Annotated in this window: 25 protein-coding genes and 1 tRNA gene; 17 read left to right on the top strand and 9 right to left on the bottom strand. The window is 66.1% G+C overall.

Annotated features, from left to right (window positions below; all coding sequences use genetic code 11):
• Positions 1-7 precede the first annotated feature (7 nt).
• The 9 genes from ilvD (at position 8) to serA (ending at position 8,551) form a co-directional block, all read left to right on the top strand.
• Positions 8-1,714: a dihydroxy-acid dehydratase gene (ilvD, locus tag LG299_RS03215; RefSeq protein WP_404433473.1), complete on the top strand. Its 1,707-nt coding sequence runs from the start codon at positions 8-10 to the stop codon at positions 1,712-1,714.
• Positions 1,715-1,774: 60 nt separating this feature from the next.
• A complete protein-coding gene (locus tag LG299_RS03210) occupies positions 1,775-3,577 on the top strand; it encodes an acetolactate synthase large subunit (protein ID WP_404433471.1) in 1,803 nt (600 codons plus the stop codon).
• 3 nt (positions 3,578-3,580) lie between these two features.
• On the top strand, positions 3,581-4,090 hold the full coding sequence (gene ilvN / locus LG299_RS03205) for an acetolactate synthase small subunit (protein ID WP_404433469.1): 510 nt from the start codon (positions 3,581-3,583) through the stop codon (positions 4,088-4,090).
• 46 nt (positions 4,091-4,136) lie between these two features.
• Positions 4,137-5,162, top strand: a complete 1,026-nt coding sequence (gene ilvC, locus LG299_RS03200) for a ketol-acid reductoisomerase (RefSeq protein WP_404433467.1) — start codon at positions 4,137-4,139, stop codon at positions 5,160-5,162.
• A 143-nt stretch (positions 5,163-5,305) separates the two neighbouring features.
• Entirely contained in the window at positions 5,306-5,512 is a 207-nt protein-coding gene (locus tag LG299_RS03195; RefSeq protein WP_404433465.1) for a hypothetical protein, read from the top strand.
• Between the two features lie 26 nt (positions 5,513-5,538).
• Complete coding sequence (locus LG299_RS03190; RefSeq protein ID WP_404433463.1) at positions 5,539-5,838, top strand: hypothetical protein; 300 nt, start codon at positions 5,539-5,541, stop codon at positions 5,836-5,838.
• A 118-nt stretch (positions 5,839-5,956) separates the two neighbouring features.
• Entirely contained in the window at positions 5,957-6,436 is a 480-nt protein-coding gene (locus tag LG299_RS03185; RefSeq protein WP_404433461.1) for a DNA polymerase III subunit gamma/tau, read from the top strand.
• Positions 6,433-6,801, top strand: coding sequence for a bacitracin resistance protein (locus LG299_RS03180; protein ID WP_404433459.1), 369 nt, complete (start codon positions 6,433-6,435; stop codon positions 6,799-6,801). Before LG299_RS03185 ends, LG299_RS03180 begins: the two co-directional genes overlap by 4 nt.
• A gap of 145 nt (positions 6,802-6,946) precedes the next feature.
• Positions 6,947-8,551, top strand: coding sequence for a phosphoglycerate dehydrogenase (serA, locus tag LG299_RS03175; RefSeq protein ID WP_404433457.1), 1,605 nt, complete (start codon positions 6,947-6,949; stop codon positions 8,549-8,551).
• Positions 8,552-8,559: 8 nt separating this feature from the next.
• Here serA and LG299_RS03170 read toward each other — a convergent pair whose 3' ends face one another.
• On the bottom strand, positions 8,560-9,105 hold the full coding sequence (locus tag LG299_RS03170; protein WP_404433455.1) for a TetR/AcrR family transcriptional regulator: 546 nt from the start codon (positions 9,103-9,105) through the stop codon (positions 8,560-8,562).
• Between the two features lie 91 nt (positions 9,106-9,196).
• Between LG299_RS03170 and LG299_RS03165 the strand changes: the two genes are divergently transcribed.
• The 5 genes from LG299_RS03165 to LG299_RS03145 are packed head-to-tail and all read left to right on the top strand — an operon-like array spanning position 9,197 to position 14,989.
• Complete coding sequence (locus LG299_RS03165; protein WP_404433453.1) at positions 9,197-10,738, top strand: MFS transporter; 1,542 nt, start codon at positions 9,197-9,199, stop codon at positions 10,736-10,738.
• A 9-nt stretch (positions 10,739-10,747) separates the two neighbouring features.
• The gene (locus LG299_RS03160; RefSeq protein WP_404433451.1) at positions 10,748-11,815 is read left to right on the top strand and encodes a 3-isopropylmalate dehydrogenase; all 1,068 of its coding nucleotides are present in this window, start codon (positions 10,748-10,750) and stop codon (positions 11,813-11,815) included.
• Between the two features lie 42 nt (positions 11,816-11,857).
• A complete protein-coding gene (locus tag LG299_RS03155) occupies positions 11,858-12,964 on the top strand; it encodes a branched-chain amino acid aminotransferase (protein WP_404433449.1) in 1,107 nt (368 codons plus the stop codon).
• A complete protein-coding gene (locus tag LG299_RS03150) occupies positions 12,961-13,728 on the top strand; it encodes a fumarylacetoacetate hydrolase family protein (RefSeq protein ID WP_404433447.1) in 768 nt (255 codons plus the stop codon). Before LG299_RS03155 ends, LG299_RS03150 begins: the two co-directional genes overlap by 4 nt.
• 4 nt (positions 13,729-13,732) lie before the next feature.
• The gene (locus LG299_RS03145) at positions 13,733-14,989 is read left to right on the top strand and encodes an MFS transporter (RefSeq protein ID WP_404433445.1); all 1,257 of its coding nucleotides are present in this window, start codon (positions 13,733-13,735) and stop codon (positions 14,987-14,989) included.
• Here the strand turns inward: LG299_RS03145 and LG299_RS03140 are convergent.
• Both LG299_RS03140 and LG299_RS03135 read right to left on the bottom strand, forming a co-directional pair.
• Positions 14,961-15,260, bottom strand: coding sequence for a hypothetical protein (locus tag LG299_RS03140; RefSeq protein WP_404433443.1), 300 nt, complete (start codon positions 15,258-15,260; stop codon positions 14,961-14,963). The genes LG299_RS03145 and LG299_RS03140 overlap by 29 nt on opposite strands.
• A 10-nt stretch (positions 15,261-15,270) precedes the next feature.
• On the bottom strand, positions 15,271-16,035 hold the full coding sequence (locus LG299_RS03135; protein WP_404433441.1) for an aminotransferase class V-fold PLP-dependent enzyme: 765 nt from the start codon (positions 16,033-16,035) through the stop codon (positions 15,271-15,273).
• A 209-nt stretch (positions 16,036-16,244) separates the two neighbouring features.
• Here LG299_RS03135 and LG299_RS03130 point away from each other — a divergent pair, with 209 nt between their 5' ends.
• Entirely contained in the window at positions 16,245-16,835 is a 591-nt protein-coding gene (locus LG299_RS03130) for a LysR substrate-binding domain-containing protein (protein ID WP_404433439.1), read from the top strand.
• Positions 16,836-16,840: 5 nt separating this feature from the next.
• On the opposite strand, the gene LG299_RS03125 is transcribed toward LG299_RS03130, so the two are convergent.
• Positions 16,841-17,449: a hypothetical protein gene (locus tag LG299_RS03125; protein ID WP_404433437.1), complete on the bottom strand. Its 609-nt coding sequence runs from the start codon at positions 17,447-17,449 to the stop codon at positions 16,841-16,843.
• A gap of 79 nt (positions 17,450-17,528) precedes the next feature.
• On the opposite strand from LG299_RS03125, the gene gltX reads away from it, so the two are divergent.
• Together gltX and LG299_RS03115 are read left to right on the top strand one after the other, a co-directional pair.
• The gene (gene gltX / locus LG299_RS03120; RefSeq protein ID WP_404433435.1) at positions 17,529-19,052 is read left to right on the top strand and encodes a glutamate--tRNA ligase; all 1,524 of its coding nucleotides are present in this window, start codon (positions 17,529-17,531) and stop codon (positions 19,050-19,052) included.
• 86 nt (positions 19,053-19,138) lie between these two features.
• Positions 19,139-19,210, top strand: a tRNA-Gln gene (locus LG299_RS03115).
• Positions 19,211-19,296: 86 nt separating this feature from the next.
• Here LG299_RS03115 and LG299_RS03110 read toward each other — a convergent pair.
• The 5 genes from LG299_RS03110 to hemQ all read right to left on the bottom strand — a co-directional run bounded on the left by LG299_RS03110 (position 19,297) and on the right by hemQ (position 24,211).
• On the bottom strand, positions 19,297-20,235 hold the full coding sequence (locus LG299_RS03110; protein ID WP_404433433.1) for a PLP-dependent cysteine synthase family protein: 939 nt from the start codon (positions 20,233-20,235) through the stop codon (positions 19,297-19,299).
• Positions 20,236-20,333: 98 nt separating this feature from the next.
• Positions 20,334-21,647 carry a glutamate-1-semialdehyde 2,1-aminomutase gene (hemL, locus tag LG299_RS03105; protein WP_404433431.1) on the bottom strand — a complete coding sequence of 438 codons (1,314 nt, stop codon included), beginning with the start codon at positions 21,645-21,647 and terminating at the stop codon, positions 20,334-20,336.
• Positions 21,644-22,609, bottom strand: coding sequence for a porphobilinogen synthase (hemB, locus tag LG299_RS03100; RefSeq protein ID WP_404433429.1), 966 nt, complete (start codon positions 22,607-22,609; stop codon positions 21,644-21,646). The genes hemL and hemB overlap by 4 nt, the downstream gene beginning before the upstream one ends.
• The gene (hemC, locus tag LG299_RS03095) at positions 22,602-23,528 is read right to left on the bottom strand and encodes a hydroxymethylbilane synthase (RefSeq protein WP_404433427.1); all 927 of its coding nucleotides are present in this window, start codon (positions 23,526-23,528) and stop codon (positions 22,602-22,604) included. The genes hemB and hemC overlap by 8 nt, the downstream gene beginning before the upstream one ends.
• Positions 23,525-24,211 (bottom strand): hydrogen peroxide-dependent heme synthase, encoded by a 687-nt coding sequence (hemQ, locus tag LG299_RS03090; protein ID WP_404433425.1) that lies wholly within the window; start codon positions 24,209-24,211, stop codon positions 23,525-23,527. The genes hemC and hemQ overlap by 4 nt, the downstream gene beginning before the upstream one ends.
• Positions 24,212-24,214: the final 3 nt, after the last annotated feature.

Raw genomic sequence — 24,214 nt, 5'->3', positions numbered from 1 at the left:
TTCGAGCATGCCGGAATACCCGAACGAGATCGATATCAAGCCCCGCAGCCGGGTTGTCACGGACGGAATCGAAGCCACGACGTCGCGCGGAATGCTCCGTGCTGTCGGTATGGGCGACGCCGATTGGGACAAGCCGCAAATCGGTATCGCGTCCAGTTGGAACGAGATCACCCCCTGCAACCTGAGCTTGGATCGCCTCGCTCAAGGGGCCAAGGAAGGCGTGCACTCCGGCGGCGGTTACCCGCTGCAGTTCGGCACGATTTCGGTCTCGGACGGCATCTCGATGGGTCACGAGGGCATGCACTTCTCGCTCGTCTCGCGCGAGGTCATCGCGGATTCGGTCGAGACCGTCGTGATGGCGGAACGCCTGGACGGCACCGTGTTGCTCGCTGGTTGCGATAAATCGATCCCGGGCATGATGATGGCGAGCGCCCGTCTCGGCCTCTCGAGTGTGTTCCTCTACGCGGGGTCGATCGCGCCGGGTTGGGTAAAGCTCTCGGACGGTACTGAGAAGGACATCACCATCATCGATTCCTTCGAAGGAGTCGGCGCGTGCATGGCCGGTCGTATGACCGAAGCTGACCTCAAGCGCATCGAGTGCGCGTTCGCTCCCGGCGAGGGTGCGTGCGGTGGCATGTACACGGCCAACACAATGGCGTCGATGGGGGAGGCCCTGGGCCTCAGCCTTCCCGGCTCCGCCGCGCCGCCCGCCGCTGACCGCCGTCGCGACTATTTCGCCCACCGTTCGGGTGAGGCCGTCGTCAACCTCTTGCGTCAGGGGATCACGACCAAAGACATCCTCACGCCCGAGGCGTTCGAGAATGCGATCGCCTTGGCGATGGCCCTCGGCGGCTCGACCAACGTCGTGCTGCACCTTCTCGCCATCGCACGCGAAGCAGAGGTGGAACTCGACCTTCACGACTTCAACCGCATCGGCGACAAGGTTCCGCACATCGCCGACATGAAGCCGTTCGGCAAGTACGTCATGAATGACGTCGACCGACACGGCGGCATCCCGGTGATCATGAAGGCCATGCTCGACGAGGGCCTGCTGCACGGCGACGCGCTGACGGTCACCGGCAAGACGCTCGCCGAGAACCTGCGCGACCTCGACCCTGACCCGATCGACGGCGACGTCGTCCACACGCTCGACAACCCGATCCATGTCACGGGTGGCATCACGATCCTGCACGGCTCGCTTGCGCCCGAGGGTGCCGTGGTGAAGTCGGCGGGCTTCGACGCCGACGTCTTCGAAGGACCCGCGCGAGTGTTCGAGCGCGAACGCGGCGCGATGGACGCTCTCGAGGCCGGAGAGATCGGCGCCGGAGACGTCGTCGTCATCCGCTACGAAGGCCCCAAGGGCGGCCCCGGCATGCGTGAAATGCTCGCGATCACAGCCGCCATCAAGGGCGCCGGGCTCGGAAAAGATGTACTACTCTTGACAGACGGACGATTCTCAGGCGGCACAACCGGCCTGTGCATCGGCCACATAGCACCCGAAGCAGTGGACGCTGGTCCCATTGCCTTCGTGCGCGATGGTGATCTGATACGGGTCGATATCGCGGCTCGCACGCTCGACCTACTCGTCGATGATGCAGAGCTCGACTCCCGCCGCTCTGGCTGGGAGCCGCTTCCCCCGCGCTATACCCGTGGCGTCCTTGCCAAGTACTCCAAGCTCGTGCGCTCCGCTGCGGAGGGCGCGGTCACGGGGTAAGGCAGGTTCAACCCTTCTGCCCAGACATCCGTCTCTCGATCTTTGAAGAGGATCATCATCATGCCCGCCGAATCTGCAACGGCCCTTCCCCGGCCGCCCGCCCGCACTGCCACCGCGCCCGTGCTCACGGGTGCGCAGGCGGTCGTCCGCTCGCTCGAACTTCTCGGTGTCACCGACGTCTTCGGACTGCCGGGTGGCGCCATCCTTCCCGTGTACGACCCGCTGATGGACAGCACCGAGTTGCGCCACATTCTCGTGCGTCACGAGCAGGGCGCCGGCCATGCTGCCGAGGGCTACGCGTCCGCGTCCAACAAGGTGGGTGTCGCGATTGCGACGTCCGGGCCCGGTGCGACGAACCTCGTCACCGCGATCGCCGACGCGTACATGGACTCGGTCCCGATCGTCTGCATCACCGGTCAGGTGTTTTCGAACCTGATGGGGACAGATGCGTTCCAAGAGGCCGACATCGTCGGCATCACGATGCCGATCACGAAGCACTCCTTCCTTGTGAAGGACGCAGCCGAGATTCCGGCTGCGATCGCCGCCGCGTTCGAGATCGCCGGCACCGGACGCCCCGGTCCTGTCTTGGTCGACATCACAAAGGACGCACAGCAGGCCGAGGCTCCCTTCGTGTGGCCGCCCAAGATCGATCTGCCGGGTTACCGGCCGGTGACCAAGGCGCACGGCAAGCAAATCCAGGCTGCCGCGCAGCTCATCGCCGACGCCAAGAAGCCCGTCCTGTATGTCGGTGGCGGCGTGATCCGCTCGAAAGCGTCCGCTGAGCTGCTGGCGTTGGCAGAGACGACAGGTGCTCCGGTTGTCACGACCCTCATGGCACGTGGAGCGTTCCCCGACTCGCACATCCAGCAGCTCGGCATGCCCGGCATGCACGGCACGGTGCCTGCGGTCCTCGCGCTACAGGACGCAGACCTGCTCATTTCGCTCGGAGCTCGGTTCGATGACCGCGTGACCGGTAAGGCGGCCTTGTTCGCACCGAACGCGAAGGTTGTCCACGTCGACATCGATCCGGCAGAGATCGGCAAGATCCGCGCTGCAGACGTACCGATCGTGGGTGACCTGAAAGACGTCATGGTCGACCTCGAGGCTGCGTTCCGCGCGGTCGCTGCGGACGCCAAGCCCGACATTTCGGACTGGTGGGCGTTCCTCGACGGTCTGCGTGACGAGTTCCCGCTCGGATACACACAGCCCACCGACGGCCTCATGTCGCCGCAGTACGTCATCCAGCGCATCGGCGCGCTCACCGGGCCCGAGGGTATCTTCGCTGCCGGTGTCGGTCAGCACCAGATGTGGGCGGCGCAGTTCATCAAGTACGAGCGCCCGAACGCGTGGCTCAACTCCGGCGGCGCCGGCACCATGGGCTACTCGGTTCCCGCCGCAATGGGCGCCAAGGTCGCAGAGCCCCACCGGGATGTGTGGGCGATCGACGGTGACGGATGCTTCCAGATGACCAATCAGGAGCTCGCGACCTGCGCGATCAACAACATTCCGATCAAGGTCGCGATCATCAATAACTCGTCGCTCGGCATGGTGCGCCAGTGGCAGACGCTGTTCTATGACGGCCGCTATTCGCACACCGACCTCAACACCGGGCACGGCACCGTTCGCATTCCCGACTTCGTGAAGCTCGCCGAGGCCTACGGCTGTCTCGCCATTCGCGTGGAAAAAGAAGAAGACGTGGATGCCGCGATCAAGACTGCCCTCGAGACCAACGATCGTCCCGTGGTCATCGACTTCGTCGTGAGCGCCGACGCGATGGTGTGGCCGATGGTTCCGCAGGGCGTCAGCAACAGCTATGTCCAGTACGCGCGAGAGCACTCGCCGTCGTTCGATAGGGAGGACTGATCAATGTCGACTCACGTACTCAGTCTCCTGGTTGAAGACAAGCCGGGTCTGCTGACCCGTGTCGCTGGGCTCTTCGCCCGTCGCGGCTTCAACATCGAATCCCTCGCCGTCGGCGTGACCGAGGTGCCGGGACTCTCGCGCATCACCGTCGTCGTAGACGTCGATCAGTTGCCGCTCGAGCAGGTGACGAAGCAGCTCAACAAGCTGATCAATGTGATCAAGATCGTCGAACTCGACATGTCATCGTCGGTGCAGCGGGAGCACATGCTCGTGAAGGTGCGTGCCGACAACGCCACGAGGTCGAACGTGCTCGAAGTCGTCAACCTCTTCCGCGGGTCGATCGTCGACTACGCGGCCGACGCGCTCGTGGTCGAAGTGACCGGCGACAAGGGCAAGGTCGAAGCGTTCCTTCGCGCGCTTGAGCCCTTCGGCATCAAGGAACTCGCGCAGTCGGGCCTTCTTGCCATCGGTCGCGGTGGCAAGAGCATCACTGAGCGCGTCCTGCGACCCTGAAATTCACCTTTCCCCTCAACCAACGCAATCAAGGAGAACCCCCACCATGGCCGAACTCTTCTACGACGACGACGCCGACCTGTCGCTCATCCAGAGCAAGAAGGTCGCAATCGTCGGCTACGGGTCGCAGGGCCACGCCCACGCGCAGAACCTTCGCGACTCCGGTGTCGAGGTCGTCATCGCGCTCAAGGATGGCTCGCGTTCGACCGAGAAGGCGCAGGAGGAGGGCTTCGAAGTTCTCTCCGTCGCCGACGCTGCCGCCTGGGCTGACGTCATCATGATCCTCGCGCCCGACCAGCACCAGCGCGGCATTTACAACGACCACATCAAGCCACAGCTCACGCCGGGCAAGACGCTGGCCTTCGCGCACGGATTCAACATCCGCTTCGGCTACATCCAGGCGCCGGAGGGCGTCGACGTTATCCTCATCGCCCCGAAGGCGCCCGGCCACACGGTCCGTCGCGAGTATGTCGCAGGCCGCGGCATCCCCGACATCATTGCTGTCGAGCAGGATGCCTCGGGCACCGCGTGGGACCTCGCCAAGTCGTACGCCAAGGCCATCGGCGGAACCCGCGCCGGCGTCATCAAGACCACCTTCACCGAAGAGACCGAGACCGACCTGTTCGGCGAGCAGGCCGTGCTCTGTGGCGGTGTTTCGCAGCTCGTCCAGTACGGCTTCGAGACCCTGACTGAGGCCGGTTATCAGCCGCAGATCGCCTACTTCGAGGTCTTGCACGAGCTGAAGCTCATCGTCGATCTCATGTGGGAGGGCGGCATCGCCAAGCAGCGCTGGTCAGTCTCCGACACCGCCGAGTACGGCGACTACGTCTCAGGCCCGCGGGTCATCGACCCCCGCGTCAAGGAGAACATGCAGGCTGTCCTCGCCGACATCCAGTCTGGTGCCTTCGCCGAGCGCTTCATCGGCGACCAGGACAACGGCGCTGTCGAGTTCCTCGAGCTCCGCGAGAAGGCCGCTGCGCACCCGATCGAAGAGGTCGGCCGCGACCTGCGCGCCCTGTTCGCGTGGAAGCAGCAGGACGCTGACTACGTCGAGGGCTCAGCCGCGCGCTGATCTCTGCCCTCCTCAACCTTCATTGAGCCGGCGAGTACCCGATACGGGTGCTCGCCGGCTTCTTCTGTGTATCAATTCGGGGGAGCGCTCCTCTTCCTCGTTGACACCGCCGACCTGGCGATGCGAAGCGAAAGGACACGGTCATGGACTACCTCATCCTCACCATGGCCGAGCGGCTCGAACACGATCGAGCGTCGGCCTTGTCACGCGAGAACGAGCTGCGGCGCAGCATCGCGGACAGGGGGGTCACCGTTACCCCCGTTCGCCCGGTGCTGGACGCGATTCACACCCTCGGCGTGTGGTTCCAGCGTCCCGCGCGCTCTGCGGCACGCATCCGAATCGCCCATTGAATCACTGACTTCACAGGAGAAGCATCATGAGTACTCACACGGAAACCCGCACCGCGGGTCGTCGCATCACCACTAAGGTCGGGGCGCTTGTCGCCGCAGGAGTGCTTCTGGTCGGGCTGAGTGCCTGCCAGACGCCAACTGCCGCGGAACGCAGCGCCGACACCACCAAGCAAGAGAGCCGCCCGGCGGCGGTCGTGCCCCAGGGCATCGACACCACACGCTCGGCGGACCGGATCGCGGAAGACATCGAGCGCCGTCAGGCTGAACGCGGTGAGCGCTACGCCGGTGTTCCAGCGGACCGCATCGAAGAGATGCTCGCCCGTTGAACCGCGCAGGACGAGTCGCCCGGGCACAAAGCGCCCGGGCGACTCGCGCGTTTGGCTGCCCCTGCATCGGTAAGTGCTTTTCGCGCGTAGTCCGAACGCCACGAGTACGCTGGGGCTCGTGACACCGGACCGCGAAGACGATGCCCTCAGTTGGTCGGGCGACGATGATCCCACGCTCGATGCAGGAACGAGTGCCCAGCCCAACGCGCTCCCCGGCGGGTACACCGCTGTCGGCAAGGGGAGTGCCGATGTTGGCAGGATCGAGCAAGACGGCTCAGTCACGATGCCCGCGGATCGGGCGCCGATGAGCAACGCCGTGCTGATTTCGCTCGGCATCATCGGCGGCTTCTACCTTCTGTACGCGATCGGTTGGCTCGTCGGCGGCCTTCGCCTTCAGGGTCGAGCCGACTACTTGGTTACCGACGTCATGTTCCAGGGCAGCCTCTGGCTCGCGGTTCTCGCCCCTGCGCTGTGGTTCGCGACGGTCTTCCTGGTGACGCGCAATGCGCGGGTGTGGGTCCGCCTTGCGTGGCTGATCGCGGGCGCGGTGCTGCTGGTTCCCTGGCCGTTCATCATGACGGGGGTGATCGGACAGTGACCGGTGACAGCGTGACAAACGATGTGACGACGCGTGCTGCATCCGCGCGAAAGACTCCCACGTGGCTGATCGCAACCATTACGGCTGTGACAGGACTGTTCTACGCTTACGCGCTGTGGAATGCGCTGGGAAACCTGGTCCAGGCTGCGCAACTTCCCACGGGGCTCAACGGTCTCGGCTGGTTCGTGTGGATCTTCGCCGTGCTCTTTCCGGTCGTCGTGTGGGCCGGAGCCTTTGCACTCGGGTATCGTCGACCGCCGCACGAGCTGTTCTTGATCATGCTCACCGGGCTCGCTCTGGTCGCGGTTTTCTGGCTCAATGTCGTCGCATACACGACCCTCAACACGGCGTCACTGATCGGCTGATCAGGGCGGCGCCGACGTCACGCACGGTCACACGTGCCAGCGCGGGCATGTGGCCGCGATAGGCTGAGACACGCTGTGGCCCCCGAAGGTGTGCGGCCCGCGGCATCCGTCCCTGCCGTCGCGCGCTGCCCCAAAGGATCCCTCCGTGCCGAAGCCTGTCGTGCTCATTGCCGAAGAACTCTCTCCCGCCACGATCGACGCCCTGGGGCCCGACTTCGAGGTCCGCAACGTCGACGGCACGGATCGTCCGGCGCTTCTGGCAGCGCTGGGCGACGCCCACGCCGTCCTGGTGCGCTCTGCCACCAAGATCGACGCGGAAGCGCTTGAGGCTGCTCCTGCCCTCAAAGTCGTGGCGCGCGCAGGAGTCGGGCTCGACAACGTTGACATCAAGGCCGCCACCACCGCCGGTGTCATGGTGGTGAACGCGCCGACGTCGAACATCATCTCGGCCGCTGAACTCACGATCGGCCACATCCTCTCGCTGGCCCGCCGCATCCCTGCCGCGCATGCATCGCTCGCCGCCGGCGCGTGGAAGCGCAGTGCGTACACCGGCACCGAACTCTTCGAGAAGACCGTCGGCATTATCGGCCTCGGCCGCATCGGCGCGCTGATCGCCGCCCGACTGCAGGCCTTCGACATGCGCGTGGTCGCGTACGACCCGTATGTCACCAGCGCTCGCGCACAGCAGCTTGGAGTGGAACTCCTGACCCTCGACCAGTTGCTCGAGCAGAGCGACTTCGTCACGATCCACATGCCGAAGACCCCAGAGACAACGGGGATGATCGGCGCCCCCCAGTTCCGCATCATGAAGCCGACCGCGTACGTGGTCAACGTCGCACGCGGCGGACTCATCGACGAGGTCGCCCTTCGTGAAGCGCTGGTTTCGGGCGAGATCGCCGGCGCCGGCCTCGACGTCTTCACGAGCGAGCCGCCCGCAGCCGATGGCACCGCGGCCGCTTTGCTCGACCTGCCCAACGTGGTGGTCACCCCGCATTTGGGTGCCTCCACCGAAGAGGCACAAGAGAAGGCTGGCATCTCTGTCGCGAACTCCGTGCGTCTCGCGCTCGGCGGCGACCTCGTGCCCGACGCCGTCAATGTCGCTGGGGGAGTGATCGACCCGTACGTCCGCCCCGGAATCACCCTTGTCGAGAAGCTCGGTCAGATCTTCGCCGCTCTGGCGCACTCACCGCTCACGTCGCTCGATGTCGAGGTGCACGGTGAACTGCAGGCCTACGACGTCTCGGTGCTCAAGCTGGCGGCTCTCAAGGGTGTCTTCACCAACATCGTCAGCGAGACCGTCTCGTACGTGAACGCGCCGCTCCTGGCTGAGCAGCGCGGCGTCGTGGTGCGTCTGCTCGTCGACGACGACAGCCCCGAGTACCGCAACGTCATCACGCTCAACGGTGCACTGTCGGACGGCTCGCAGCTCTCGGTTTCGGGCACCCTCACGGGAACCAAGCAGATCGAGAAGCTCGTCGGCATCAACGGGTATGCGGTCGAACTTCCGATCGAGAAGAACCACATCGTCATGCTCTACACCGATCGTCCCGGCATCGTGGCGATCTACGGGCAGAAGTTTGGTGAAGCCGGTGTCAACATCGCCGGTATGCAGATCGCGCGCCGCGCTGCGGGCGGCCAGGCGCTGTCGGTGCTGACGGTCGACTCGCCGGTAGACGACACCCTCCTCGACGAGGTTCGCTCAGCCATCCACGCCGACCTCTTCCGTCAGATCGAGATCACCGAGTCGTAACTCAGTCGTCAGCGTCTGATCGCGCCTTCCACGAGGGCGATCAGCGCGTCGAGCGCTGCGCCGCGCGGCACGGGGCCGGGGATCGAGCCCCCGTCGAGCGCGTTGTTGAAATACAGGCCGTCGCTCACGAGCATGACGAGATCGAGGGATGCCGCATCCTTCGTGTGCGGACGGAGCGCGTCCGCCCACTTGTTGCGTACGTCGCGCAATGCTTCGCTCGCCGAGGTGCTGCCGTCCTGAGCCAGTCGTGAGGTAGCGAGGATCGCCCGGTCGATCGGGTCGTTCTGCATGATCGATGACCGCAGGAAGTACGCGACCGGCCCTTCGGGTGAGGCTGCCATCAGTTCGACGTCGGCATCCACAAGGGTACGGAGTCGTTCGACGATGCCCGCAGCGAGGGCATCCTTCGACGCGAAGTGATAGAGCAGGCCGCCCTTGGAGACTCCGGCGGCGCGGGCCGCGGCATCCATTGTCGCGCCGCGTGGACCCTCGTCGATGAGGAGTGCTTCGAACGCGTCGAGCACTTTCTCGTAGGCGAGGGGAGGACGACTCATGGGCTCGATCGTATCGACAGCGGTCAGGAACTCCTGATACTATACCGGCTGGACGGTAAAGTAACCGCCTGCACCCAGGAACGAGAGAGCAATGACGACCGGCACCATCACGGCAGCAATCCGCGCTGAGCAGACGCAGCGCGTCGGCTGGCGCGGCTGGGCAGCCCTGGTTGTGCTGATGTTGCCCGTTCTGCTCGTCTCGGTCGACAACACGGTGCTGAGCTTCGCGCTCCCTGCGATTGCCCTGGACCTCGAACCCACGAGCGCCCAGCAGCTCTGGATCATCGATGCGTACCCGCTCGTCCTCGCGGGACTGCTCGTGACGATGGGTACGCTCGGTGACCGCTTCGGCAGGCGACGGATGCTTCTCATCGGTGCCACAGGCTTCGCCGCAGTCTCGGCACTCGCCGCCTTCGCCCCGAGCGCAGAGTGGCTCATTGCCGCGCGCGCCCTCATGGGCGTGTTCGGCGCGATGCTGATGCCCTCGACGCTCTCGCTTCTGCGCACGATTTTCACCGACCGCGACCAGCGCCGTATGGCCATCGCAGTCTGGGCATCGATGTTTTCGGCCGGCGCCGCACTCGGCCCGATCGTCGGCGGAATCCTGCTCGAGCAGTTCGGCTGGGGCTCGGTCTTTCTCATGGCCGTTCCGGTTCTTGTGCCGTTGCTCGTGCTCGCGCCAATCCTTGTTCCCGAGAGCCGCGATCCACATCCGGCCCGCATCGACCCGATCAGCATCGGCCTGTCGATGGCGACCATGATTCCGATCGTCTACGGGATCAAAGAGCTCGCCGTCCACGGACTCTCGAGCAGCGCTCCCACGCTCTTCGGCATCGGACTCGTGTTCGGGTGGCTGTTCGTTCGACGCCAGCTGCGGGTTGCGACGCCCATGCTCGACATGCGGCTCTTCCGTAACCCCACCTTCAGCGGCGCGTTGCTGGTCAACCTGCTGAGTGTCGTCGGCCTGGTCGGCTTCCTCTTCTTCGTCGCCCAGCACCTGCAGCTCGTGGTCGGCCTCGGCCCGATGCAGGCGGGCTTCGCTCTCGTGCCCGGTCTTGCGGCCATGATCCTGTCGGGTCTGCTGGTCGTGCCGGTCGCTAAGCGCTTCCCCGCGCGCATCGTCGTGCCGATCGCCCTGGCCTTCTCAGTGCTCGGATACCTCATGGTGGCATTCGCCACAGCAGACGGTGCCCTGTGGCTCCTCATCGCCGCCTTCGTGGCGCTCGGCATCGGCATCGGTGCCGCCGAGACCGTGTCGAACGAACTCATCCTCGCCAGCGCTCCGCCGAACAAGGCGGGAGCTGCCAGTGCTGTGTCCGAAACCGCCTACGAACTCGGCGCGGTGCTCGGAACCGCTGTGCTCGGAGGGATCCTGACCGCGTTGTACCGGGCAAATCTCGCACTGCCGGCTGGTGTCCCCGCAGATCTTGCCGAGGGCGCCGGTGAGACGCTCGCCGGAGCAGTCCACGCGGCAGATGAGGTCGGAGGCCCTTTGGGGCAGGCGATTCAGGATGCTGCGGCCCACGCGTTCGACGCCGGTGTGAGCACAACCGCGCTGATCGGCGCCGGTCTCGTCGTGCTGGCCGCGGTGATCGCCGCGCTCACGCTCGGGGTGTCTGCCTCCCGGCGATAGGCTGGCTGGATGCCACGCACGTTCGACAACAACACCGTGAAACTTGCCGTCATCCCGGGTGATGGCATCGGCCCCGAAGTGATCGCCGAGGCGGAGAAGGTGTTGGATGCGGCGACCGCTGGTAGCGGCATCCGGTTGGACAAGACCCGCTTTTCGCTGGGTGCTGCGCGCTTTCTCGAGACCGGTGACACGCTCACCGAGGATGACTTGGCTGCGATAGCAGGACACGACGCGATTCTGCTCGGCGCCGTCGGGGGAGTACCCGGCGACCCGCGACTGAAAGACGCGAACATCGAGCGTGGACTGCTGTTGAAGCTGCGCTTCGAACTCGACCACTACGTCAATCTGCGCCCGTCCAAGCTCTACCCGGGGGTCCCTGGCCCCCTGGCGGTCCCGGGTGAGATCGACTTCGTCGTCGTGCGCGAAGGAACCGAGGGGCCGTACGTCGGTAACGGCGGATCGATTCGGCGCGGTACGCCGCACGAAGTGGCGAACGAAACCTCGGTGAACACCGCCTACGGCATCGAGCGCGTCGTGCGTTACGCGTTCGACCTCGCCGAGAAGCGCCGCAAGCAGGTCACGCTCGTCCACAAGACGAACGTGCTCGTGCACGCCGGTGGCATGTGGCAGCGGATCGTGAACGCCGTGGCCCAGGAACACCCCGACGTCGCAGTAGACTACCTCCACGTCGACGCGGCGACGATCTTCCTGGTCACGAACCCGGGCCGCTTCGATGTGATCGTCACCGACAACCTCTTCGGCGACATCCTCACGGATCTGGCCGGCGCCGTCACCGGTGGCATCGGCCTCGCCGCCTCGGGCAACATCAACCCCGACGGCACGTTCCCCTCGATGTTCGAGCCTGTCCACGGATCGGCGCCCGACATCGCGGGCCGGCAAAAGGCCGACCCCACGGCCGCGATCCTCTCCATCGCTCTCCTGCTCGATCACCTCGGACTGCAGGACGAATCTGACCGCGTGACCCGCGCGGTCGAAGAAGACATCGCTACCCGCACGGGCGAAGCCCGCACCACCTCTCAGATCGGCGACGCCATCTCGGCGCGGCTGCAGGCGTAGCCTGGTCGCATCGACGCTCGCCCCACCCCGCCAGGACGTGAAATGACACTTCTCGACTCAGACCCCGACACCGGACTCGCCCCGCTGCAGTTCGCCGTCACCAAGAACCTTGCCGCCAAGAGCCCCGCCGCGCGCGACGAGATCCTCCAGAACCCCGGCTTCGGTACGAACTTCACCGACCACATGGTCGACATCTGCTGGTCGACCGGCGGTGGCTGGCACCGTCCCCGCGTGCAGCCCTACGGCCCGATCACGCTCGACCCGGCTGCCGCGGTCCTGCACTACGGACAAGAGATCTTCGAGGGCATCAAGGCGTACCGTCACGCCGACGGCTCGATCCACACGTTCCGGCCCGACCAGAACGGTCGCCGGTTGCAGCGCTCGGCACGCCGTCTGGCCCTGCCCGAGCTTCCCGTGTCGTACTTCCTGCAATCACTGCGCGAGATCATCGCGGTCGACGGCGACTGGGTGCCTTCGGGCGAAGACCAGAGCCTGTACCTCCGGCCCTTCATGTTCGCCAAGGAGGCATTCCTCGGCGTGCGGCCAGCCCACAAGGTCGCCTATTATCTGATCGCCTCGCCCGCGGGCGCCTACTTCAAGGGCGGCGTGAAGCCGGTGTCGATCTGGCTGAGCGAGGACTATGCGCGCGCTGGTAAGGGCGGCACCGGGGCAGCGAAGACCGGCGGCAACTACGCGGCGTCGCTGTTGCCGCAGTCTGAGGCGTACGAGAACGAGTGCGACCAGGTCGTGTTCCTCGACCAGGACGGCAACGTCGAAGAGCTCGGCGGTATGAACATCCTGTTCGTCCACAGAGACGGCACGATCGTCACCCCGCAGTCTCCGTCGATCCTCGAGGGAATCACGCGGGACTCGCTTCTCCAGTTGGCGATCGATCGTGGCCACAAGGTCGAGGGGCGCAACGTCTCACTGGCCGAGTGGCGTGAGGGCGTAGCATCCGGCGACATCGTCGAGGTGTTCGCCTGCGGAACCGCTGCCGTCGTCACTCCCATCGGCATTCTCAAGGGCAAGGACTTCCTTGACGAGCAGCCGCTCGGCGAGCTGGCTCTGTCATTGCGTCAAGAGCTCACCGACATCCAGTACGGTCGCCGCGAAGACACGCACGGCTGGTTGATGCGGCTCGACGGATGAGAGTCGCACGGTTCAGCCACCAGGACGCCATTCGCTTCGGCATCGTTGACGGGTCAGACATCGTCGTCCTCGCCGGTGACCCGATGTTCGCAGGATTCGAGACGACCGACGAGCGTATTCCGCTCGCCGACATCGCCCTGCTCGCGCCCGTGATTCCGCGCTCGAAGGTCGTGTGCATCGGTCGCAACTACCGCGACCACGCGGCCGAAATGGGCAATGACGTTCCGACGTCGCCCATGCTCTTCTTCAAGCCGAACACCGCGGTGGTGGGCCCGGGCGACGCCGTCGTGCTGCCCGCGGGATCTGACTTCATCAGCTTCGAGGGTGAGCTTGCCGCCGTCATCGGTCGCATCGCGAAGAACGTGAACGCAGAGAATGCGCTCGACTACGTCTTCGGGTACACGATCGCCAACGATCTGACAGCGCGCGACTGGCAGAACAGCGACGGCCAGTGGGCGCGCGCCAAGGGGTTCGACACCTCCTGCCCGCTGGGCCCGGCGATCGAGACCGAGTTCAACCTCGCCGGAGATGCGGTGATCACCACCCGGCTGAACGGTGAGGTGCGTCAGCAGGGTCCGATCAGCGACATGATCTTCGGCCTGCCCGAGATCATCGCCCACGCCTCGGCAGCCTTCACCCTGCTGCCGGGAGACGTTATTCTCACCGGAACACCCGCGGGTGTGGGTCAGATCTCGGCGGGTGACGTCGTCGAGGTCGAGATCACCGGTCTCGGCATCCTTCGCAATACCGCGCGCAACGCGTAGCCATATGTCAACGACGTCGGCCGAGGTCCCGGTCGAAGAACTCGCCAGGGTGCAGCGCCGCACCGTCTGGGTGCTCTCGCTCGGACAGGTGCTCGGCGGTGTCGCGTTCGGTGCGACGATCTCGCTCGGTGCCGTTCTCGCCTCTGAGGTCTCGGGCGACGAGTCGTTCTCGGGACTTGCGGCTGCGGCGGTCACGCTCGGCACAGCACTCGTCGCCGTGCCATTGGCGGCGTTCGCGCGACGATTCGGGCGTCGCTTTTCGCTGTCGCTCGGAATGGCGATCGCCCTCGTGGGCGTCGTCCTCGTGATCATCGCTGTCGGTGCGCGTGCTTTTCCGTTGTTGCTCGTAGCCTTTCTCTTCGTGGGCGCAGGGCAAGCGGCGAATCTTCAATCACGCTTCGCCGCAACGGATTTGGCGACGGATGCCTCGCGCGGCCGAGACCTGTCGATCGTGGTGTGGGCGACCACGGTGGGGGCCGTCCTTGGCCCGAACCTCGCCGGACCGGGCGAGATCCTCGGCGATGCCGTGGGAATGCCACCGCTCACGGGTCCGTACCTGTTCACCGTCGGGGGCCAGGTGCTCGGCATCCTGCTCTATCTCGTCTTGCTGCGACCCGATCCGCTACTACTCGCGCAACGTGTTGTCGCCGATCGGGCGGCAACGAGAGTGACGTCCGACATCGTGAAGGCCGATGCTCCGCTGGTCGCGCGCTACGCGATCTTCGCCGTCGCGGCCGCGCACGGTGTGATGGTTTCGGTGATGGCGATGACACCGGTGCACCTGCTGCACCACGGCGCCGACCTCACCGTCATCGGCTTCACCATCAGCCTCCATATCGCCGGCATGTACGCCCTCGCGCCGATCTTCGGCATCCTGTCCGACCGTGTCGGCCGTGTACCGACGATCTTGCTCGGCCAGGCCCTGCTGATCGCGGCGCTCCTCACGGCCTCCTTCGGCGAGGCATCGACCGTGGCCGTGACGATCGGGCTCGTGTTGCTCGGTCTCGGGTGGAGTGCATCGACGGTTGCGGGGTCTGCGCTTCTCACGGAAGCCTCGTCTGAAGTCCGGCGCACGCGACGACAGGGCCTCAGCGACTTCGCGATGAGCATCGTCGGCGCAGCGGGCGCCGTGCTGGCGGGTGTGATCCTCGGCGGGATCGGCTACGGCGGACTCTCGCTGCTGGTCGGGGTCGCGGTGATCGCCGTGATCCTCCTTGCACCGCTCGGACGCGTCAGGGCTTCGGCCCGACCGGGGGAGTGATCACGATCCGTCCCTCATCGAGTCGGTCTTTGTCAGCGGGGCTGGGTGCGGGTGCCGGAATCTCGATCTGAGCCTCCCACTCGGTTCGTGCTTCATCCGCCGAAGGACGCCACACCGCGTCGAACCCGGAGCCGATCCCCGCGAGCCCTCCGCCGGCTCGTCCCTCCAGCTGTCGCGCGAGGTGCTGTGCGTGCCAACGCGGCGCAACAATGACCACCGCGAGCACCATCGCGATCAGGCACGCGATCGCGCCCCATGCCCATGCATCCATCTGTCAATTCTCACTCGCGAAATGCAGCCACCGCACGCTCGACATCGGAGAGGTCGTTGAAGACGTGGAACGCGACACGCGCAGGGCCGGCGCGGCCCGACGCGATGATGCCGGCGGCGCTCAGTCGCGCAAGGTCACAGCCATCCGGGTCCGCCCAGGTGACGATCGCGCTCGGACGCTGGGGGAGGGACAAACCCATGCGCTCTCGAAATGCCGTCGCCAACTCCACCACATGGCTGTAGACGGCGGCAGGGTCGGTGTCGGCGAAGGCGGCCAGCGCGGGCTCGGCCCCGACGAACGCCTGCCACGCGGGCGACACATCGATCCGGCGCGCACAAGTCGCGAGCATGGCGTCATGCCCGTAGCACGAGGACCAGGGGTCTTCACCCGAGTACCAGCCCGCGAAAACGGGACGCATCGACGCCGCGAAGGACGGCGAGAGCGCGCAGAACGCGACGCCACGCGGGGCGCAGAGCCATTTATAGGCGTGGCAGATCAAAGCATCGAACATCGAGGCATCCACCGGCATCCAGCCGACGGCCTGCGTCGCATCGCAAAGAGTCCGAGCGCCGTGGCGCGCGGCGGCCGCAGCGACTGCCGGGCTATCGGCGACCTCGCCAGTGGCGGATTGCACGAGTGAGAACGCCACAAGAGCGGTCCTGTCGGTGATCTCGGCAGCGAGCGATTCGAGAGGCACGCAGCGCAGATGGATACCGCGACCCGCGTGTTCGAACGGCAGAAGGAGTGAAGAGAAGTCACCTTCGGGGCAGAGCACCTCGGCGCCGTCGGGCAGATTCTGGGCGATGAGGCCCGAGAAGACCGACGTCTGCGAACCGATCGCGAGTCTGTCGACGTCAACCCTGACAAGACGTGCGAAATGTGCGCGGGTGCGTTCGGCACTAAGCCGGCGAACTCGCAGAACTGCGGGGCCTGCGATCGGGACGTGTCCGACTCGTCGGCTTTCCTTCTGCGTCGCCGACGATCGTGCCGCGCCTGCTCGCCGTGCTGGGCGAAAGCCACCCGGGCCTCTCGGTCACGTATGTCGAGGCCGAGCCCCCGCAGGCAGTGCTCGCCGTCCGCGAAGACCGGGCCGACATCGCACTAACCTTCAGTTATCCGGGCGACCGAGATGACCCACACGGGTCGAGCGCGCGGGGGCTGTCGGTCACGAGCGTCGGGAGTGACGACCTGCTTGCGGTGCTGCCCGCGGGGCACCCCGCCGCGCGCGACGGAGTGGTGGATGTCTCGTCCCTCGCGGAAGAGTCGTGGATCGCCGGGTGTCCGCGGTGCCGCGGGCACCTGCTCGAGCTCTGTGGCCGAGCCGGATTCGTGCCGCGCATCGCCTTCGAGACCGACAATTTCGTCGCCGTCGAGGGTCTCGTCGCGGGCGGAATCGGCGTCGCTACACTGCCGCGTCTTGCCCTGGAATCATTCCCGCAGCTGCCCGGAATCGTGACCGTCCCTCTCCCTGACGGAGAACGTCGGACGCTGCACCTCGTGACCGCGCACGGCGCCGCGCGGGTACCTGCCGTGCGTGCCGCGGTGGCGGCGATCGTTGGCCTGCTCGGGACTTAGTGGGTTCAGGGCCCCCAGATCGAATTCTCGAGATCCGCGAGCAGCGCCGTTCCGTCGATGTTCGACGCCGACGAGTAGATCCACACGTCACCCCGGGAAACGATCGTCTCTACGGCGTCGACGGGGTACTGCGAGTTCGGCGTAGTGATCGTGCACAGGTCGCCGTTACCCCCTGTCGCATCGCCGCACGTCCAGCCCAGTGAGGTCAACGTGGGGAGGTAGGCGGTTGCGGCGGCGGCATCCGTCTCGCTGATGAGCAGGAGGAACCCGGTCGCGTCGCCCACGATCCAGTCACAGCCGAGCGCGAGCGTCGCACCCGGCGGCACGGGTCGCACGAAGCCGGTGCCATCGCCCTGCAGATTCATTCCGTCGACTGTGGCCGCACGCGTCGCGGCGGTGCCCACCTCGTCACAGTCGGTCGGCAGGTTCGCTGTAACGGGAGGCGCGCTCGGCGTCTCGGACGGCGTGACAGACGGCTCGGGGCTCAGCGATGGCTCGGGGCTCAGCGATGGCGGCGGAGTCGTCGATGTGCCCGACGGTTCGGCCGCGCAGCCGGCGAGAGAGAAGACGACGAGGGCTGTGAGGGCGACTAGTGCGCGGGTTGCACGGATCATCACATTCCGTTTCTATCGAGGATCCCCCGAGCCTACGGGCGACCTCCGCGGCCCGCCATCCCGCTCTAGAATTGCCAGGATGTCTTCTTCACCTGATCCCCGCACCACGACCGCCTCAGGTTCGGACGTGCGCGTGCGCTTCTGCCCGTCACCCACCGGTCTTCCGCACGTCGGAATGATCCGTACGGCGCTCTACAACTGGGCCTACGCGCGTCACACCGGCGGCAAGATGATCTTCCGCGTCGAAGACACCGATGCGGCGCGCGACAGCGAACAGAGCTATCGCCAGCTCGTCGACGCGCTGACGTGGCTCAACATCGATTGGGACGAGGGCGTCGAGACCGGTGGGCCGCACGAACCATACCGGCAATCACAGCGCGGACCCATCTATGCCGAGGTGCTCGACAAGCTGATCGACTCCGGGGCGGTTTACGAATCGTACTCGACCGCCGAAGAAATCGATGCGCGCAACCAGGCTGCCGGCCGCGCGAAGCAACTCGGCTACGACAACCACGACCGCAGTCTCACCGACGAGCAGATAGCCGCGTTCCGCGCCGACGGCCGGGAACCGGCCTGGCGCCTGCGGGTTCCCGAGACCGACGTGACGTACGTCGACCTGATCCGCGGTGAAGTGACCTTCCCCGCAGGCTCGTTCCCCGACTTCGTCGTCGTGCGCGCGGGCGGGCAGCCGCTCTACACCTTCACCAACCCGGTGGACGACGCGCTCATGGGCATCACGCACGTGATCCGCGGTGAAGACCTCATGCCCTCGACAGCACGCCAGCTCGCGCTGTACTCGGCGCTCATCGACGCGGGGGTGACGCCCTTCGTGCCGCGGTTCGGCCACATGCCGCTCGTGCTCGGCGAGACCGGCAACAAGAAGCTGTCCAAGCGCGATCCCCAGGCCGATCTCTTCCTCCAGCGCGAGAAGGGCTTCATCCACGAAGGCCTGCTCAACTACCTCGCCCTTCTCGGCTGGTCGATCGGCCCCGACCGTGACATCTTCTCGCTCGATGAGTTCACCGCGGCGTTCGACATCGTCGACGTGAACCCGAACCCGGCCCGCTTCGACCAAAAAAAGGCCGAGTCCATCAACGGTGATCACATCAGAATGCTGGCCCCCGACGACTTCGCGGCGCGCATCGTGCCGTACCTGGCTGCCGCGGGGCTCGTGAACGAGCCGCCGACAGTGGAGCACCTGGCTGTGATCGAGGCATCCGCCCCGCTCGTGCAAGAGCGCGTGCAGGTACTCGGTGAGGTTCCCGGCATGCTGGGGTTCCTGTTCCTGAGCGACGGCGACGACCTCGACTACGCAGATGACGCGTTGAGGTCGCTGCCGGCCAACGCGGGGGAGGTGCTCGTCGCGTCAGTCGGGGCCCTCGAACTCGTGCCCGAGTCGGAGTTCACCGCCGCCGCTGTGCAGGAGGCACTCTCGGGCGCTCTCATCGAGGGGCTCGGACTCAAGCCGCGTATTGCTTACGGGCCGCCGCGTGTGGCTCTGACGGGCCGGCGGATCTCGCCGCCGCTGTTCGAATCGATGGAACTGCTCGGCAAGGCCGAGTCGATCCGCCGCTTGGGAACGCTGGTTTCGCGCGTCGGCTGAGAGCATGGTCGGTCGGCCCGCTCAGTTTGGCAGTGCCGCCAGAGTCGCGTAGACTCGATCTTCGGCACGACCTCGGTCGAACGCCTTGGGGTATGGTGTAATTGGCAACACGGAGGTTTCTGGTACCTTTGTTCTTGGTTCGAGTCCAGGTACCCCAGCAGTGAAAACCCCCGTTCAGCGGGGGTTTTTCGTTTGCGTTGCGAGAAGTCAGGCTGGCCGTATGGGTGGGTTCCCGCGCCGACATTCACCCACCGACCGAGCGGTAGAGCTCGGTTGACAGGTAGCGCAGCCCGGAGTCACACATGATCGTGACGATGCGCGCATCGGGGCCGAGGCGTTCGGCGACACGCAGCGCGGCGACGACGTTCGCTCCGGAGGAGGTCCCTGCGAAGAGTCCCTCTTCTTGGGTGAGGCGGCGAGCCATGCGCATCGCCTCGTCCGCAGACACGGTGAGGATGTCGTCGACTTCATCGGGTTCCCAGAGGGGCGGGACGAATCCGATCCCGATGCCCTCGATGCGGTTGGGTCCGCTGGGCCCGCCCGAAAGCACCGCAGATTCGCTGGGCTCCACCGCGTAGATGCGAATCGACGGATCGTGGGCGTGCAGCGCGCGAGTGACCCCGTGGAGAGAGTGCGCGGTGCCGACGGCGTGCACGAACGCGTCGATTCGCCCGTGGCTCTGCGCCCAGATCTCCTCGCCCATGGGCACGTAGCCAGTGATGGCGTCTCGATTGTTCAGTTGGTCGCACCACCAGGCGCCCGGTTCCGACGACACTTCCGCTGCGCGCGCGACCATCGCATTCACGAGCGACTCCGTGATGGCGCCGCTGTCACTCTGGATGTCTTCGACCGTGGCACCGAAGGCGAGCATGGTGCGCCGCTTCTCCTGGCTGAACGCGTTCGAGAAGACGATGTGGAGGTTGAAGCCGAGTACCGCGCAAACAAAAGCCAGAGAGATGCCGGTACTGCCGGCGGTGTACTCCACGACCGTCCCGCCGGGCTTCAGCAGACCGTCGCGCACCGCACCTTCGATCGCGGCGCGGGCCATGCGATCCTTCATACTCCCGGTCGGATTGGCCCACTCAAGCTTGGCAAGGATCCGCGCACCGTTCGGGGGAACCACGCTGCAGAGTTCGACAAGCGGCGTGTCGCCAATTCCCGCAAGGGCACCCAACGAACTCATCACACACCACCCATGGTCGTGAGGTCAGTGTGGCATTGCCACCGCGCACACACAACGGCATACGACACCAGGCCCGGACCCGCATCCGGGGGACAACCCTAACTTCGTGCCTGAGCAGCTGCTCTCGCCGCTGTCGGCAACGCATCAATGATCCGCCCGATCGCCGCATCATCATGTGCGGCTGACACAAACCACGCCTCGAACACCGAGGGCGGCAGCGACACGCCCGCGTCGATCATCGCGCGGAAGAACGGCGGATACCGGAACGCCTCCTGCGCTTTCACCGACGCATAGTCGTGCGGAGCGACCTCGGCGAACTGGACCGAGAACAAGTTGCCCGCGCGCTGAATGACGTGTGTCACGCCTTCGGCAGAGAGAGCGGATGCCGCGGCCGCTGCGATCTCGGTCGACGCGCGGTCGATCCGGCGATAGGCGTTGTCATCGAGGTGGTCCAAAGTTGCACGCCCCGCGGCGACGGCCAACGGGTTTCCGCTGAGCGTGCCGGCCTGATACACGGGGCCGAGCGGGGCAAGGAGCTCCATGATCGCGGCCGAGCCGCCGAGCGCTGCGAGCGGAAGGCCCCCGCCGACGACCTTGCCGAAGGTCAGAATGTCGGGCGTGAACGGCACCGGGTCAACGCCGTACCAGCCGGCGGGACCGACCCGGAAGCCGGTCAGAACCTCATCGACGATGAGCAGAGCCCCATGAGCGTGAGCGAGGTCCGCAATCGCGGCATTGAACCCGAGTGCGGGCGGCACAATGCCCATGTTCGCGGGAGCCGCCTCGACGATGATCGCGGCGATGTCGTCACCGCGCGCGGCGAACACTTCGCCCAGCGCGTCGAGGTCGTTGTACGGCACCACCAGGGTCTGCGCGGCGACCGCGGCGGGAACGCCAGCTGATCCGGGCATCGCGAGAGTCGCCACGCCCGACCCGGCCTCAGCAAGCAGGCCGTCCGAGTGGCCGTGGTAGTGACCGGCGAACTTCACGATCAGGTCGCGACCGGTGGCACCGCGCGCGAGGCGGATCGCTGTCATCGTCGCCTCGGTGCCGGTCGAGACGAGCCGAACCTTCTCGATCGGCCGCACGCCATCGCGAGTGACGCGCGCCTCGATCAGTTCGGCCAACGACGTCTCGCCGGGGGTTGATGCACCGAAACCCAAGCCACGGGACGCCGCATCCTGAACTGCCTTCACCACCGCCGGGTGCGCGTGCCCGAGGATCGCCGGACCCCACGACCCCACAAGGTCGACGTACTCGCGGCCTTCGACATCGGTGACGTAAGGTCCGGTCGCCGAGGTGAAGAAGCGCGGTGTCGTGCCCACAGATCCAAAGGCGCGCACGGGGGAGTTGACCCCGCCGGGCATCGCGGCCTGCGCGCGAGTGAACTCTTGGGCATTGGTCAGGGTCATCGGATCCACCTTGCGAGTTCGAGTGCCCAATAGGTCAAGACGGCATCGGCCCCGGCGCGGCGGATGCTCACGACCGACTCTTCGATCGCGCGGCGGCGGTCGATCCAGCCCTGCGCGGCAGCAGCCTCGATCATGGCGTACTCTCCCGAGACCTGATACGCCCACACCGGGACGGGGGAGGATGCCGCGGCATCCGCGAGCACGTCGAGATAGCTCATCGCCGGCTTGACCATGACGATGTCGGCGCCTTCGAGGACATCGAGATCGATCTCGCGGGCGCCCTCGCGCCGGTTGGCGGGGTCGAGCTGATACGTGCGGCGGTCGCCCTCGAGCGAGGACTGCACGGCCTCGCGGAACGGCCCGTAGAACGCTGAGGCGTACTTTGCGGCGTAGCCGAGGATCGGTGTGGCGGTGAACCCACCGGTGTCGAGCGCATCGCGCACAGCGGTCACCTGGCCGTCCATCATGCCGCTCAGCCCCAGGAGCCCCGACCCTGACTCGGCCTGCGCGATCGCCATATCGCGGTAGCGCTCGAGTGTCGCGTCGTTGTCGACGTACCCCTTTGCGTCGAGAACGCCACAGTGTCCGTGGTCGGTGAATTCGTCCAAGCACAGGTCCGTTTGCACGACGAGCGCGTCACCGGCTTCTTGGGCGGCGATGCGCGTCGCAACGTTCAAAACGCCGTCGGGGTCGGTCGCGCCCGAACCGATGGCATCTTTGTGCTCAGGGACGCCGAACAGCATGATTCCCCCGAGGCCTGCGGTCGCGGCATCCGTCACCGCGCGCCGGAGCGAATCGAGCGAGTGCTGCATCACTCCTGGCATCGACGAGATCGGCACCGGCTCGGTGGCACCCTCGAGCACGAACATCGGCAGGACGAGATCGGCCGGGTGGAGCCGTGTCTCCGAGACCAGCCGGCGCATCGCGGGTGTAGCGCGCAGACGGCGCGGGCGTTCAATCATTCGTGGCTCCGGTGTCTGCAGCGATGAGGTCATCCGCGCCCGCGGCGCGCAGTTCGGCGGCGGCGCGTTCGGCGATCTCCCGCGGAGCATCGACGTCTGGCCAGTACGCGGCGTGCGAAGCGGTCAGGATTGTCGACCCGTCCGTGCTGTACACGCGGCCGGTGAGAAAGATCAGGTCGTTGTCGATGAACGCGTGCGCGCCGACCGGAGCAGAGCAGCCCGCCTCGAGAAGCGCGAGAAGTTGGCGTTCGGCCTCGACGACGGCGCGTGTGTTCTTGTGTTCGAGAGCGCGGACGAGGTGTTCTTGCCCGCGCCGCACCTCGACAGCGAGTGCGCCCTGCCCGGGCGCTGTGGGCCACCGTTCGAGCGAAAGATAGTCGGTGACGGCAGCGCCGCGTCCAATGCGCTCCAGGCCTGCGGCTGCCAGGATCACGGCATCGAGGGTTCCGTCTGTGACGAATCCCAAGCGCGTGTCCACGTTCCCGCGGATATCTACGACATCGAGGTCAGGCCGGCGAGCGAGCAGCTGCGCGCGGCGGCGGGGAGACCCGGTCCCCACCCGCGCGCCCTCAGGAAGGGTGTCGAGGGTGAGGTCGCCACGCGCACACAGTGCGTCTCGGGCGTCGACCCGGCGGGGGATCGCCGCCACGACCAGATCGGGGTGCGGCGCGGTCGGCAGGTCTTTGAGTGAGTGCACGATGACGTCGCAGTCGCCGGCGAGCAGCGAATCACGCAGCGCCCCGGTGAACAGCCCCACTCCTCCCGCACGGGAGAGCGGTTCGTTTGAGCGATCGCCGTCGGTCGTGATGGTCACCAGTTCGGTGTCGACCTTCGTCGTTTTGCGCAGCGCATCGGCGACGGTACCTGTTTGTGTGAGCGCGAGGTGACTGCCGCGCGTGCCCACCCGCACAGTGGTCACGCAAGTACCTCGGCAATCTCGTCCACGCTGATGCGGCGGCCGGTGTAGAAGGGAATCTCTTCGCGCACGTGCCGTCGAGCCTCGGTCTGGCGGAGGTGGCGCATGAGGTCGACGAGGTCGACGAGTTCGGGAGCCTCGAGCGCCAGGATCCACTCGAAGTCGCCGAGCGCGAAAGACGCGACAGTATTGGCCAGCACCTGCGGATACTCCGACCCCTTGCGACCGTGGTCGGCAAGCATCTGTCGGCGCTCGTCGTCGGGCAGCACGTACCACTCGTACGAACGCACGAACGGATAGACAGTGAGCCAGGTTGACGGCCCGAGTCCGCGCAAGAACGACGGCGAGTGGCTGCGGGTGAACTCCGCCTCGCGGTGCACACCCATTGCGTTCCAGACCGGGATCAGGCCGCTGAGCGGTGCAGCGCGCCGTAGGGTGCGCAGCGCTGCCTGCAGCGTTTCGGGCGGGGTCGACTCGTCGCCTTCGATGTTTCCGTGCAGCCACACCATGAGGTCGGCATCGGCGCGCATGCCCGACACGTCATACCAGCCGCGGATGGTGACACCGGATGCTTCGACCTCAGCGATTGCCGGAGCAAGAACGTCGGTTCCCGGCACCGGGCCAGACACCTTTCCGGGTTCCCTGCGGAACACCGCCCATAATGTGTATCCGAGGTTGTCGCCCATACA

The organism is Microbacterium lacus (assembly GCF_044794305.1).
Lineage (GTDB): Bacteria > Actinomycetota > Actinomycetes > Actinomycetales > Microbacteriaceae > Microbacterium > Microbacterium lacus_B.
This window is presented reverse-complemented; position numbering and strand designations above follow the sequence as displayed.

What these genes read in the sequence shown, in the direction of transcription:
- ilvD (WP_404433473.1), top strand. Translation starts at nt 8, where the DNA reads ATGCCGGAATACCCGAACGAGATCGATATCAAGCCCCGCAGCCGGGTT.
- LG299_RS03210 (WP_404433471.1), top strand. Translation starts at nt 1,775, where the DNA reads ATGCCCGCCGAATCTGCAACGGCCCTTCCCCGGCCGCCCGCCCGCACT.
- ilvN (WP_404433469.1), top strand. Translation starts at nt 3,581, where the DNA reads ATGTCGACTCACGTACTCAGTCTCCTGGTTGAAGACAAGCCGGGTCTG.
- ilvC (WP_404433467.1), top strand. Translation starts at nt 4,137, where the DNA reads ATGGCCGAACTCTTCTACGACGACGACGCCGACCTGTCGCTCATCCAG.
- LG299_RS03195 (WP_404433465.1), top strand. Translation starts at nt 5,306, where the DNA reads ATGGACTACCTCATCCTCACCATGGCCGAGCGGCTCGAACACGATCGA.
- LG299_RS03190 (WP_404433463.1), top strand. Translation starts at nt 5,539, where the DNA reads ATGAGTACTCACACGGAAACCCGCACCGCGGGTCGTCGCATCACCACT.
- LG299_RS03170 (WP_404433455.1), bottom strand. Translation starts at nt 9,105, where the DNA reads ATGAGTCGTCCTCCCCTCGCCTACGAGAAAGTGCTCGACGCGTTCGAA.
- LG299_RS03165 (WP_404433453.1), top strand. Translation starts at nt 9,197, where the DNA reads ATGACGACCGGCACCATCACGGCAGCAATCCGCGCTGAGCAGACGCAG.
- LG299_RS03160 (WP_404433451.1), top strand. Translation starts at nt 10,748, where the DNA reads ATGCCACGCACGTTCGACAACAACACCGTGAAACTTGCCGTCATCCCG.
- LG299_RS03155 (WP_404433449.1), top strand. Translation starts at nt 11,858, where the DNA reads ATGACACTTCTCGACTCAGACCCCGACACCGGACTCGCCCCGCTGCAG.
- LG299_RS03150 (WP_404433447.1), top strand. Translation starts at nt 12,961, where the DNA reads ATGAGAGTCGCACGGTTCAGCCACCAGGACGCCATTCGCTTCGGCATC.
- LG299_RS03145 (WP_404433445.1), top strand. Translation starts at nt 13,733, where the DNA reads ATGTCAACGACGTCGGCCGAGGTCCCGGTCGAAGAACTCGCCAGGGTG.
- LG299_RS03140 (WP_404433443.1), bottom strand. Translation starts at nt 15,260, where the DNA reads ATGGATGCATGGGCATGGGGCGCGATCGCGTGCCTGATCGCGATGGTG.
- LG299_RS03125 (WP_404433437.1), bottom strand. Translation starts at nt 17,449, where the DNA reads ATGATCCGTGCAACCCGCGCACTAGTCGCCCTCACAGCCCTCGTCGTC.
- gltX (WP_404433435.1), top strand. Translation starts at nt 17,529, where the DNA reads ATGTCTTCTTCACCTGATCCCCGCACCACGACCGCCTCAGGTTCGGAC.
- LG299_RS03110 (WP_404433433.1), bottom strand. Translation starts at nt 20,235, where the DNA reads ATGAGTTCGTTGGGTGCCCTTGCGGGAATTGGCGACACGCCGCTTGTC.
- hemL (WP_404433431.1), bottom strand. Translation starts at nt 21,647, where the DNA reads ATGACCCTGACCAATGCCCAAGAGTTCACTCGCGCGCAGGCCGCGATG.
- hemB (WP_404433429.1), bottom strand. Translation starts at nt 22,609, where the DNA reads ATGATTGAACGCCCGCGCCGTCTGCGCGCTACACCCGCGATGCGCCGG.
- hemQ (WP_404433425.1), bottom strand. Translation starts at nt 24,211, where the DNA reads ATGGGCGACAACCTCGGATACACATTATGGGCGGTGTTCCGCAGGGAA.